Below are 11,299 nucleotides of genomic sequence, written 5' to 3'. Positions count from 1 at the left end.
CCGGCCGCGCCCTGGACCCGCTTCTTCGGCGTGCCGGACGCGGCCATGTGGCGGCTGGCGACCGGAGCGGCGACCGGCGAGAACGCGAAGGCCCTGACCGCGCTGCTGCGCACCTGGGCCGACCAGCCCTTCGCCGAACGGGGAACGGGCTGGGTGCTCGGCACCGCCACCGGCGCCGCGCTGGCCCCGCTCCTGGCCCGGGGGCAGGCCGTGATCACCGACCCGCCCCTGGACGGGCAGCGCTACGCGAACACGTCCGCGCCCCACTGGTCGCCCCGGTACCTCCCGCGGCGGCGGTACGGTTACGTGCGCTGGGAGAGCGCCCCCGTGCCCGCGGACGCCGAGGAGGACCCGCCCCTGCGGATCGAACGCGACGAGGCCGCGCGGTTGCGCTCCTTCCTGGAACTGCTCGACCGGAACGGCCCCGTCAGCGCCGGCCCCGAGGCGGCAGCGGCCTTCCGTCAGCACACGAAGGTGATGAAGCCGGTCGCCGAGTTCGTCCTGTCCGGCGACGCGGGCTGGCCGCAGGCGGTTCCGCCGACGAGCAAGGGCGCCCAGACCGAGTACCGCAAGACCGGGGCGACCCTGTCCGAGGCGGACACCGCCCGGCTCCTGGGCGCGGCCGTGCCCGACGACCCCGCCGACCTGTGGGCACCCGGTGGCACGGTCGCGGCCGCCGAGCGCATGGCCCGGGTGTGGGTGGAACTCCTCGGGGTGCGCCGCGCGAAGTCCGACCCCACCGTGCGCCTGGCGGACGTACCCGACTTGGTCCGAGGCGAGCTGGACCTGGGACCGGAGTGGGCCGCCCAGCTCATCGGACCGGCGGCCGGCATCGAGGACGCAACCACCGGGGCGGGCACTACCGGAGCGGTCGAGGCCGCAGGAGCTGCCTCCGAAGCGACCGCCGGAGATCCCGCTGCCGCCGCGGACCATGAGGACGCCGACTGGTCCCGCTCCCTCTTCTATTCGCAACGTCTGGGGGCGCTCGTCCGCGGACCGGGCGGCCGGGAACTGGCCCACGGCTTCCCCGAGGACGAGGGGATCCGCCCCTACCTGCGCACGGCCTCGCTGCTGGCCTGGGCCCTGATCGAACTCCCGGTGGGCCACCCCGCCCGGGACGGGGTCACCGGGCTGCACGAACGGATGACCGGGCGGCTGCGTTCACCCGGCCTGTACGTACCCGTGGTCACGCACCTCCAGGACGGCCAGGTCGACGGATGGTCGGAGCGGGTCGGCGCCGCCGAGTACCGGGTCGGTGCCGAGGGCATGCTCGAACCCGGAACCGGCCACGCCCTCCACGGGGACGGCATCCTCACCCTCTCCGCGCAAGGGGTGCGCTTGTCCGCCAACGCCGTGCTGCAGACCGCGGAGCTGTTCGACGAAGAGCGCTTCCAACGCTGCGTACACGCACTCTACGAGTCCGGCATGGACGAGCTCGCCCTGGCCGTCCGCCAGGCCAGGGTGGTCTGCGGCGGCGGCCTGACCCGCATGGTCGAACGCGCCGCCGACACCCCGGTACCCGCAGGCGGTTTCGAGGCCGACCCGCGGCTGAGCGCGCCCGAGCTGGTGGCGGAGGTGTCCGAGGCGGTCGGTGTGGACGCCGACGCGGCCGCCCTCTACCTGCAGCTGCTCACCATGGCCCACCCCACCAATCGCCGGGTGCGCCGGTGGAACCGCTGGTCGGCGGGCAAGCACCGGAAGGCCTCCGACCAGCTTCTGGACAAGGGCCTGGTCACGAAGGAGAAGCGGCTCAAGGCCGGTCGCACGCTCTTCCTGCCCGGGGAGTGGACCGAGCTCAAGGCGCCGTTCCCGGCCATGGAGACGGCCAAGCTCGCCACGCACCTGCTCGCCGTGAACTACACCGGGCGGGTCCGGGGGACCTTCACCCGTCCGTTGCCGGTCGCCCCGCCGCACGAGATGTTCGCTGCGGCCTGGCGGTCCCACGGGGCGGGCTGACCAGCACGGGCCGACCCCGGCGGAACAGCACCGGAGCCCAGCGCGGAGGTTCAGCGCTGGGCTCCGGCGGGAGGCGCTCGGCGGTAACGGAGAGAACCGAGCGGGCGGGCCGGACCGCATCCCCCAACACGGCCCGGCCCGGTTTGTTCCGCCCTCGGGGCGGCACGACTCCCGAGGGCGTCCACCTGTGCTTCGCGGCTTCAGGGCCGGCTGAGTACGCCTTGCGGTTCGGGGTCTACTGGGTCTGGACCTCGTCGGGCTCGAAGGCCACCAGGGCTCGCCAGGTCACCTCACCGGCCAAGCCGTCGATGCAGTCGCTGGCGCTGACACCGATGCCGGCCTCGTCGCAGACCACGTCGGTCTGGAAGCCGATCACGGCGTCCCTGGTGTCCTCCCCGAACTCCCCGTCGAGGCCGTCCGCGTCCAGGTAACGCTGGTGGATCAGCAGGGACTGCAGGGCCTCGACCCCGGGACCGCCGTCTCCAACTGTGTAGAAGTTCTGGGACTCAGGCGGCCCCCAGGCGGCCCTCGTGGTGTTGAAGTCGAACTGGATGTCGGAGAAGTGCCCCCACATCTCCTCCTGCAGTTCCCCGTGCTCCCCCAGCTCGTGGTCGTCCTGGTACACCTTCAAGACCTCCCTCAGGCCCTCGTTGTAGGTGTTCGTCGGGGGCTCACCCCAGTACGGGAGGCCGTCCTCGTCCGTCTGGTGGTGCAGGTAGGTCGTGGCCACCACGATGTTCGTGTGGGTCGCCGCGTCATCCGGGTACGCGGGCCACGGGCGCTCCATGATCTCGGGCGCGTCGGCGGGTTCGATCGGCTGTTCGTCCGCGGACGCGGAGGCGGCGGCCAGGGTGCCACCAGCGACCAGCCCCGCGGTCAGCAGTGCGGCTCCGGAGAGCTTCGTGAACTTGGTAAGGGCACCCATAGACTCTTCCCCCTTGCTCCGTGATCCTCTTGGGTCGTACACGGGGTAGGACGCAGGTCACACCCACCCTTGTTCACCTGGGCTTTCACGCTGTCCGTTTGCGGACGATCACACGGCCGACGTCAACCTTGGAGCGCTCTACGAGTCCGCGCGCACCGGACCGGCACCGGGATGCTCGACGGCACCCGCGTAGAATTCCGGTATGGACGGCCACGCGGACACCTTGGTCCTCAGGCCGGGGATCGGCGGCGTCACCGAGGTGTTCCACACCCACTTGCGCCAGCACGCCTACCCGATGCACACGCACCGGTCCTGGACCCTGCTCATCATCGACTCCGGCACCGTCCGCTACGACCTGGGCCGCCACGAGCACGGCGCACTGGACCAGGCCGTCACTCTGCTACCGCCGCACGTGCCCCACAACGGAACCCCCACCACGGCGCAGGGCCTCCGCAAGCGGGTCCTGTACCTGGAGCCCGAGCAGATCGACCCGGGCCTGGTCGGCCGGGCGGTGGACCACCCGGGGTTCGAAGACCCCCTCCTGCGGCACCGGATCCACCAGTTGCACGGCGCCCTGGTCCGACCGGGCGAGCACTTGGAGGCGGAGAGCCGTCTCGAGCTCGTCTCCGAGCGCCTCCGCGAACACCTGCGCGGCACCCTGGGACCACCGCCCCGGGTGAACGATCCAGGTCTCGCCGACGGGTTGCGCGACCTCATCGACGCCCGCACGGTGGCGGGCCTGTCCCTGGCCGAGGCCTCCGCCCTGCTCCACGCCCATCCGGCCCACCTGGCGCGGGCGTTCAGCCGGCGGTTCGGCATGGCGCCGCACCAGTACCTGGTGGGCCGGAGAGTGGACCTCGCCCGTCGGCTGCTCCTCGACGAAATGGCGCCCCGGGACGCCGCGGCGACCGCGGGGTTCCACGACCAGCCGCACCTGAACCGGCACTTCAAGCGGATCCTCGGCATCGCCCCCGGCCGGTACGCGCGCGTCCTGCGGGGGACGGCGGAGGCAGCGGGCGGGAACGCTAGCGGTGCATGCGTGCGCCCTTGACGATCCTGTCCACCCCGTTCTTCGGCCCGTGCACCGCGATGCCCACCAGGTCGAGGGAGCCGGTCGGGACCGCCCGCACCGCGGCCCGGTTGTCGTGGTCGTTGCCCGTGCTGAACAGGTCCGACGTGAACACGCCGAGGGCCACGTCCCGGGAGAGGGCCTTGGTATGGGCCTTGGCCAACGTCTCCTTCGTGCCCTCGAACACCAGGACGGGCTGGCGGAACATCGGCAGGTACTCCGTGCCGTCGGCGTCCGCGTAGGGCTCCCCGATCAGTTCAGGGCTGCGGGATCCGAGCCCGCTGACCAGGAAGGCCGTCACGTTGAGGCGCTGCCAGCCCTCCAGGTCGTCGCGGAGCAGGACGGCGATCTTGGTGGCGCTGGGCTTGCTGTCACTGGGCACGGTGGTGTCTGTGGTCTCCATGCTCCGGATCATCGCCGGGACCCTGCTCGCCGGTCTTGTACGTTCTTTGCCCCTTGGGCGGCTCGTACTCCAGGCCGACACCGCGCGCCCACAGCCGCGTGGCGGTCTCCAGAACCACGTCGGGGTCGTGCTCCTCCCCGTACAGGAACAGCATCCGGGCGGTGTGCTCCACCATTCCCCCGAGCATGCTCGCGGTGGTCTCCACGTCGATGTCGGCCGAGGCCAGCCCTTCCTCCTGAAGACGGCGGGTGCCCGTGGTGATCCGGTCGACGAACAGTCCGCGGATCTCCAGGAAGAGGGTGCGGAAGCGCGGGTGGCGCGGGGAGATCTGCTCGATGACCTGCATGATCCGGGCGTTGTCCCGGTAGGCGGCCAGGAAGCGCTCGGTGGCGTGCCGGATCCGGGCGACGGGGGCGGTCCCCGGAGGCGCGGCCGAGCGCGCGGCGTCGAACATCTCCCCGGCCACCCCCTTGGCGACCGCGTGGAAGACCTCGTCCTTGGAGTCGAAGTAGGTGTAGAAACTCCCGTAGGCGATCCCGGCCCGGCCGGTGATCTGGGCGATCCGGGTGTCCTCGAAACCGCGCTCCTCGAAGACCTCCCGCGCCGCCTGGACGAGGGCGCCGCGCTTGCGTCGGCCGCGTTCCGTGGGCGGCCGACCGCTCGGTGCCTGCTTTCCCACGTGTACCTGCCCCACTGACGCCCCTTCCCCGGTTCCCCCGGTCAGCGCAGCGGGAGGAACTTCGCGATGACCTCGTTCATGATCTCGTAGGTGCCGCCGCCGATGCTGAACACCCGCGCGTCACGGTAGTGCCGCTCCACCTCGGTCCCGTGCATGAAGCCCATGCCGCCGTGCAGCTGGACGGCGTTGTCCACCACGTAGTCGAGGGCCTCGGTGGCGGTGTTCTTGGCCATGGCGACCTCCGAGATGAGGGGTTCGCCGTCCTGGACCCGCTCCGCGATCCCGCGGACGTAGGCCTGCGCCACCTCGGTGCGGCGGTGCATCTCCACCAGCCGGTGCCGCAGGACCTGGCGGCGGGCCAGCGGACCGCCGAAGGCCTCCCGTTCCCGGACCCATTCCACGGACAGGTCGACACAGCGCCGCGCCATCGCGCACGCCTGCACCGAAAGGCCGATCCGTTCGCTGGCGAACTGGCGCATGACCTGGAAGAAGCCCTGGTCCACCCCGCCCACCAAGCGGTCGGCGGGGACCCGGACGTCGACCAGGGAGAGTTCGGCGGTGTCCGAGGAACGCCAGCCCATCTTGGCGAGTTTGCGGGCGGCGGTGAACCCGGGGGTCCCGCGCTCCACGACGAACAGCGAGATGCCCTCGTGCCCGGTGTCCGAGGTGCGGGCGGCCAGGGTCACGAAATCGGCCCGGTACCCGGAGGTGATGAAGGTCTTCGCCCCGTTCAGCACCCACTCATCGCCGTCGCGCACCGCGCGGGTGCGCAGGTGGGCGACGTCCGACCCCGCCTCGGGCTCGGTGATGCCGAGGGAACAGACCAGGTCGCCGGAGAGGGCCGGGCGGACGTAGTCGCGCACCAGCTGCTCACGACCGTCCGCGACCAGGGCGGGCAGCGCGATGGTGTGGGTGAACAGCGAGGCCAGGACCCCGGTGGGCACACCGGAGAGAACGGCCTCCTCGGAGACCACGAGTTGGTCGAGCATCTCGCCGTCACCGCCCGCGGACTCCGGGAGCCCGAGCCCCAACAGTCCGAGGCGCCCGGCCGCCCGGTGCAGGTCGCGGGGCAGTTCACCCTCGTCCTCCCACCGCTCCACGTGGGGCAGGATCTCCTTGGCCGCGAAGGTCCGCACCGTCTCCCGGAGTGCGGCGCGCTCCGGTGAGTTCCAGCGGTCGGTCCTGGGGGTGTCGGTCGCGGTCATCAGTGCACACTCGCATCCGTCTCGGGGTGGTCCGGGTCGCGGCGGCTCAGAGGGCGCAAGCCCAGGAGGCACGGACCCGGAAAGCGGCGACTCGCGGGCAGCATCCACCGAACACGCCCTAGGAGAGCCAGGTCACACTTTGCTATGGTGCGCCGAACATGACAAGTCAGTCAACATCTGTCGGCCAACCCTCGACGGGTCACCGGCGGGCCACCAACCAACTTACGGAGAACCCGTGGTCGACACACACGCTCTCGTGGCGGACCTGCGCGCTGAACAGGAAGAGCTCGCCGGACTGCTCGACGGGCTCGACGGCGCTGACTGGGCCCGACCGACCCCGGCGCCCGGGTGGGCCATCGCCCACCAGGTCGCACACCTGGCCTACTTCGACCGGGTGGCACACACCGCGCTCACCGACGAGGCGGCCTTCGGGGAGATCCTGAACGGTGCGATCGCCGACCCCGAGGGCTTCGGGGAGAAGGCCATCGCGCCCCTCGTCGAACTCGCGCCCGCCGCCCTGCTCTCGGAGTGGCGCGACGCCTCCGACACCCTGCACTCCGCCCTGGACTCAACCCCGGCAGGGACGCGCGTGCCCTGGTTCGGCCCACCGATGAGCCTGGCCTCGAAGGCGACCGCACGCCTGATGGAGACCTGGGCGCACGGCCAGGACGTGGTCGACGCGCTCGGTGCCGCCCGCCGGCCCACCACCCGGCTCCGGCACATCGTCCACATCGCCCTGCGTGCCCGCGCCTACAGCTACTTCGCCCGTGAACTCCCCATGCCGGAGGCCGAGGTGCGCGTGGAACTGACCGGACCCGACGGGGAGCTCTGGCGGATGGGCCCCGACGGGGCCGAGGAAGTGGTGCGCGGCGACGCCGAGCAGTTCTGCCTCGTCCTCACCCGCCGCCGCCACGTGGCCGACACCGGCCTGACAGCTGAGGGCGCGGCCGCCGAGGAGTGGCTCCGGGTAGGTCAGACCTACGCGGGCGGCCCCGGCGAGGGGCGCGAGCCGGGCCAGTTCTCCCGCGGGGAAGAGGCCGACCAGAGTTGACGACCCTGTCATGTTGAAGGCCGATCCGCCGGCTCAGTCTTCGGGCGTCATCCCTCCGTCGATCCGGGAGAGCCGGTTGTGCTCGTCGAAGCCCGCTTCGATTCCGAAGGCGGTGATCGTGAGGGTCCTGCCGTCGTCGGAGAACTCGGGCGCCAGACCGCGCAACCGGGCGTAGCTGTACACGGCCCTGCGGTGGTCCGAGATGGCGGTCAGCCCGGAGACGGCCCGCTGGAGGATGCCGGTGACCCCGAGCGGAGTGGCCTGCGGGAGCTGGAAGGCTGGGTGCTCGACGAGGAAGGCGGCCCGGGTGCCGCCGCCGACCTCGCCGTTGTAGGAGAACCAGCGCCCGCTGAGTACCTTGGCGGCGTCGGTGAGCTGAGAAAGGACCTGGTGCGGCAGCTCCGGGGAGCCGGGCAGGGCCCGGAAGGGCACCTCCGGCTGGGTGAGCTCGGTGATGCCGTGCTGGTGGCCGAGGTCGCGCACGGAGGCGGCGAGTTCGCTCACCTCGGCGGGGAAGCCGGAGGGGTTGGCCCAGGACCACATCCAGGACTGGGGACCGGGGGCGGCACTGCCGAGGAGGTGGAACCGCTCGCAGACGAGGTCGGAGTCCCCGCTGAACTCGAACCTGGGTTCGGCGAGGTTGACGTTCCAGTGGTGGTTGCCGATGACCGTCTCCAGGTGGAGCTGGTGCTCCAGGGAGAAGATCGCGGCGTCGTCGAGAAGGTTCTGGAAGGTGAGAGAGTTCTGCACCCGCCGGATGCTAGCTGCTCTCCGGGACACCCCGCCAGCACCGTCCCGGCGGCGTACGTCGCGGATCCGGCGGCGTACGGGGACGCGCCCGTACGCCGCCGGGGCGTGATCAGGACCGCTGCCGAGGCGTGGTCAGGACTCCGCCACCAGGGACTGGAGGAGCGGACCGAACGATTCGTCGGCGGACATGAGGGAGATCGACTTGTTCTCGTGGTCGATCTTGATCGCCACCTCGCGCAGGTCGGGGAGCGACGAACCGGGGTTCGGCCGCCACCAGTACAGCTTGGCGGTGACGGGCTTGTCCGTGTCCGCGACGAACCGCTCGGCCAGTTCCTGGAGGGTCTCCATCGCGTTGACGGGGTTGCCCTTGCCCAGGATGTGCGCCATGACCACCGGCGGGGACGGGAACACCACGAGGGCGCCGTGCTCGGTCTCGCCCAGGTGGCGCTCGAGCGCGTGCAGATGGGACAGCACGTAGGGCTGCTCACCGCCGATGTGCACGATCGGTGTGCCGCCGGCGTCGAGTTCGGAGACCTCGACCGGTTCGTTCAGGGAGTTCTCCACGGCCGCGGCGAAGACCTGTTCGTCCGCTGTCTCATCGCCGACCTGGTCGCGGCGGAGCAGCTGCATGTCGTCCGGGAAGTCGATGACGACCGTCTGCCACAGGTCCGAAGTGATCTGGCGGGCGACCAGCTGCGGAAGCGCGCCCTCCGGGAAGGCCGCCTCGGGGTAGATCCGCACCCGGAGCTGTTCCACGCCGACGGGGGTGTCGAGGTGGTCCGAGAGGCGCTGGACGGTCCCCGCCGCGTACTCGTCCGCACGCGCCCGCGCGTCCTCAGGTTCCTGCCCCTCGACGGCGGCGAGGTGCTGGGCGACGTCGAGCGTGCCGGCCGTGTCCTCCTTGCTGACGTACATCTTGTTCGGCTCGGTGAAGTAGGCCTCGACACCCTGCTCGGCGAAGGCCGAAACAAGGCTCTTCCGGGCATGGTCGTCGGACAGCAGCGGGTAGTGCGTACCCAGGGGGATGCCCTTCTCGCGCACGAGGCGCATCATCCCGTGGACCGACTGCCGGGCCAGGCCCGGGTGCGTTTCGGCGGGGAACTCGAGGGCTTGGGCGATGGGATCGCTGTAGTCGACCTCGAGGGGCTCGTTGTCCGGGATGTGGATGAGCATCCTGGCCGGAGGGAGGAGCTCGACCTCGATCCGCTCCTCGGTGTAGGCGTCGACGAGCAAGGCGAGGAAATCGCTGGTGTCGGACATGCCGGGTGTGTTCCTCCGGTTACCGGTGGGTTTGGTGTGCGCAACGGGATCTGACCGGGCTCAGGCACCCTCGGGACACGAGAACGACCGCCGCCTCGCGATCAGGCCCCCGACACCCCATCCTAAGAGGCATGCCGGTGCGTCACCGGACCCCGGCGAGGGCCTTCTTCTGCAGCGCCTCCAGCGGCCCCTGCCGGAAACGGCGCAGCCACAGCATGGCGGCGACCACCAGCAACAGGGACACGGCCGCCCACAGCCCCATCACCCACCACGGTCCGGTGCCCGCCATCCGGTCGGCGAGGCCGAGCCCGAAGCCGTAGCAGACGAACATCAGGACGACGTTCTGGGCCACGTAGCCGGTCATCGCCATCCGGCCGAGGGCGGAGACGCCCGCGACCACCGGCCCCGTGCCGCGCACCCGGTCCAGCAGCCAGCCGACCAGGCCTATCAGGCCCAAGGCCACCAGCGGCGCCACCAGGTAGCGGTCTACCAGGAACCAGTCCGGCCCCGCGACGGCCGTGACCGCGGTGAGCGGACCGCCCAGCCCGAGCCCCCAGCCCAGCAGCCGCGCTCGGATCCGGCGGCCGACCGCGTCGTCGCCGAAGGCACCGGCCCGGAAGAGGCGCACGCCCAGCAGGAACATGAACACCATCAGGCCGAAGGTGCCGATCGGCTCCGCGCGCAGTTCCAGGGCGTTGTCCAGGCGGAAGGCGACCTGATCCAGGTAGGAACCGTGGGCGTAGAGCTCGACCGCTTCGGGCGGCACGGAAACGGGTTCGGTGGGCACGGCCACGAGCACGGCCGTCGCAAGCCCCATCAGGGTCGTGTGCAGGGCCAGCGACACCCACATGACCGAGTTCTGCGCCCGTTCGGAACGGGTGAGCAGCCAGGCGACCAGCAGGGCGACCGCCGCGTACCCCATGAGCACGTCGGCGGCGAAGACCAGCGTGAAGTGCACCGTCCCTTCTGCGAAGAGGAACAGCGCCCGCCACTTGTACGGGCCCGGCCAGCGTCCGCCGCGCTTGGCGGCCGACCGGAACTGGATGGCCAGTCCCACACCGAAGAGGAGGGTGAGCAGCGCGAGGAACTTGCCGTTGGCGGCGGTCCGGAAGAGCCCTTCGGCCAGGGTGGCCGCGGAGGGATCGGCGAGGAAGGGCGCCATCGGGCTCATACCGCCGGTGCCGTACAGGATCACCGATTCCCCGCCGGGCCCGGCGAACAGCCACACGTTGGTGGCGAGCGTGCCGAGGATGGCCACACCCCGCAGGACGTCGAGCAGGGGCAGCCGCCCGCTCGTGCGTGCGTGCCGCCCGGGCTCGGTTCGCTCTGCGGTGCGGTTCATGTCAGCTGTCCCCTGTCCCTCGTTGGTCGCGCAGCAGGTGGCTCGCGGTACTGGACCCCTCGGGGGCGGAGAAGAGCCGTGCGAAGTGGCGGCGGAGCACGTCCTCGGCCGCGGCGTCGTCGAATACGTCGGGGCTGGTCAGCTGATGGACGGTGAGCCCGTCGGCCAGTGCCGCCAGGGCCATGGCCTCAGCTTTGGGGTCGAGGTCCTCGGCGAGTTCGCCGTTGCGCTGGGCGGCGGCCAGCCCCGCGGCGAGCCCGTCGACCAGTTCCCGGGTGGTGGTCCGGTGGAGTTCGGCCATCTCCGGGTCGGTGACGGTGGTGGGCAGGAACTCCAACCAGACGGTGAGTTCGAAGCGCCGCTCCTCGTCCAGCGGCAGGAGCGTGCGCGCCACCCGGAACATCAGATCGCTGACGGGCGGGACCCGCTCGACCGCGTCGATCCGCTCACGACCGCGTTTGTAGAGGTGCTCGACCCCGAAGCGCAGGAGTTCGGACTTGCTGCGGAAGTAGCGCTGGACCAGGCCCACGGAGGCCCCGAGCTCGTCGGCGACGTCAGCGAACGTGGTCCTGGCCAAGCCCTTGCGGGCGATGGTGCGCAGGAGGGCTTCGGCCACCTGGCGTCGTCTCTCGTCGTGGTCAGCGGTGCGCGGCATATAA

General features: G+C 71.2%; 10 protein-coding genes and 1 pseudogene. 3 read left to right on the top strand and 8 right to left on the bottom strand.

The window, feature by feature from the left end; translation table 11 throughout:
* Positions 1-1,956, top strand: a pseudogene (locus ACYVD1_RS17455) (hypothetical protein); the annotation flags it as partial.
* Between the two features lie 235 nt (positions 1,957-2,191).
* On the opposite strand, the gene ACYVD1_RS17450 reads toward ACYVD1_RS17455, so the two are convergent.
* Complete coding sequence (locus ACYVD1_RS17450; RefSeq protein ID WP_460773615.1) at positions 2,192-2,881, bottom strand: peptidoglycan-binding domain-containing protein; 690 nt, start codon at positions 2,879-2,881, stop codon at positions 2,192-2,194.
* Between the two features lie 202 nt (positions 2,882-3,083).
* Here ACYVD1_RS17450 and ACYVD1_RS17445 point away from each other — a divergent pair, with 202 nt between their 5' ends.
* The gene (locus ACYVD1_RS17445; protein WP_460773613.1) at positions 3,084-3,932 is read left to right on the top strand and encodes an AraC family transcriptional regulator; all 849 of its coding nucleotides are present in this window, start codon (positions 3,084-3,086) and stop codon (positions 3,930-3,932) included.
* Here ACYVD1_RS17445 and ACYVD1_RS17440 read toward each other — a convergent pair.
* From ACYVD1_RS17440 to ACYVD1_RS17430, 3 genes are read right to left on the bottom strand one after another with little or no spacing between them, the layout of a single operon-like run.
* Positions 3,907-4,353, bottom strand: coding sequence for a DUF2000 family protein (locus ACYVD1_RS17440; protein WP_460773610.1), 447 nt, complete (start codon positions 4,351-4,353; stop codon positions 3,907-3,909). The two genes, ACYVD1_RS17445 and ACYVD1_RS17440, sit on opposite strands and share 26 nt — an antisense overlap.
* The gene (locus ACYVD1_RS17435; RefSeq protein WP_460773621.1) at positions 4,322-5,032 is read right to left on the bottom strand and encodes a TetR/AcrR family transcriptional regulator; all 711 of its coding nucleotides are present in this window, start codon (positions 5,030-5,032) and stop codon (positions 4,322-4,324) included. The genes ACYVD1_RS17440 and ACYVD1_RS17435 overlap by 32 nt, the downstream gene beginning before the upstream one ends.
* Before the next feature lie 41 nt (positions 5,033-5,073).
* Entirely contained in the window at positions 5,074-6,237 is a 1,164-nt protein-coding gene (locus ACYVD1_RS17430) for an acyl-CoA dehydrogenase family protein (protein WP_460773608.1), read from the bottom strand.
* 235 nt (positions 6,238-6,472) lie between these two features.
* Between ACYVD1_RS17430 and ACYVD1_RS17425 the strand changes: the two genes are divergently transcribed.
* Positions 6,473-7,288, top strand: a complete 816-nt coding sequence (locus ACYVD1_RS17425; protein WP_460773604.1) for a TIGR03084 family metal-binding protein — start codon at positions 6,473-6,475, stop codon at positions 7,286-7,288.
* A gap of 33 nt (positions 7,289-7,321) precedes the next feature.
* Here the strand turns inward: ACYVD1_RS17425 and ACYVD1_RS17420 are convergent, their stop codons facing one another.
* The 4 genes from ACYVD1_RS17420 to ACYVD1_RS17405 all read right to left on the bottom strand — a co-directional run bounded on the left by ACYVD1_RS17420 (position 7,322) and on the right by ACYVD1_RS17405 (position 11,295).
* Positions 7,322-8,038, bottom strand: a complete 717-nt coding sequence (locus ACYVD1_RS17420) for a DUF6882 domain-containing protein (protein WP_460773601.1) — start codon at positions 8,036-8,038, stop codon at positions 7,322-7,324.
* Positions 8,039-8,170: 132 nt separating this feature from the next.
* Positions 8,171-9,298, bottom strand: coding sequence for a hypothetical protein (locus ACYVD1_RS17415; RefSeq protein ID WP_460773599.1), 1,128 nt, complete (start codon positions 9,296-9,298; stop codon positions 8,171-8,173).
* Between the two features lie 142 nt (positions 9,299-9,440).
* Positions 9,441-10,640, bottom strand: coding sequence for a DUF418 domain-containing protein (locus ACYVD1_RS17410; protein WP_460773597.1), 1,200 nt, complete (start codon positions 10,638-10,640; stop codon positions 9,441-9,443).
* 1 nt (position 10,641) lies between these two features.
* Complete coding sequence (locus ACYVD1_RS17405; RefSeq protein ID WP_460773595.1) at positions 10,642-11,295, bottom strand: TetR/AcrR family transcriptional regulator; 654 nt, start codon at positions 11,293-11,295, stop codon at positions 10,642-10,644.
* Positions 11,296-11,299 lie beyond the last annotated feature (4 nt).

The sequence above is a fragment of the Nocardiopsis nanhaiensis genome (assembly GCF_054778635.1).
The sequence above is the reverse complement of the archived record's forward strand: the minus strand, read 5'-3'. Positions and strand labels throughout refer to the sequence as shown.

Excerpts from the sequence above, each read along its gene's own strand:
- ACYVD1_RS17450 (WP_460773615.1), bottom strand. The coding sequence starts at position 2,881 with ATGGGTGCCCTTACCAAGTTCACGAAGCTCTCCGGAGCCGCACTGCTG.
- ACYVD1_RS17415 (WP_460773599.1), bottom strand. The coding sequence starts at position 9,298 with ATGTCCGACACCAGCGATTTCCTCGCCTTGCTCGTCGACGCCTACACC.
- ACYVD1_RS17440 (WP_460773610.1), bottom strand. The coding sequence starts at position 4,353 with ATGGAGACCACAGACACCACCGTGCCCAGTGACAGCAAGCCCAGCGCC.
- ACYVD1_RS17405 (WP_460773595.1), bottom strand. The coding sequence starts at position 11,295 with ATGCCGCGCACCGCTGACCACGACGAGAGACGACGCCAGGTGGCCGAA.
- ACYVD1_RS17445 (WP_460773613.1), top strand. The coding sequence starts at position 3,084 with ATGGACGGCCACGCGGACACCTTGGTCCTCAGGCCGGGGATCGGCGGC.
- ACYVD1_RS17430 (WP_460773608.1), bottom strand. The coding sequence starts at position 6,237 with ATGACCGCGACCGACACCCCCAGGACCGACCGCTGGAACTCACCGGAG.
- ACYVD1_RS17410 (WP_460773597.1), bottom strand. The coding sequence starts at position 10,640 with ATGAACCGCACCGCAGAGCGAACCGAGCCCGGGCGGCACGCACGCACG.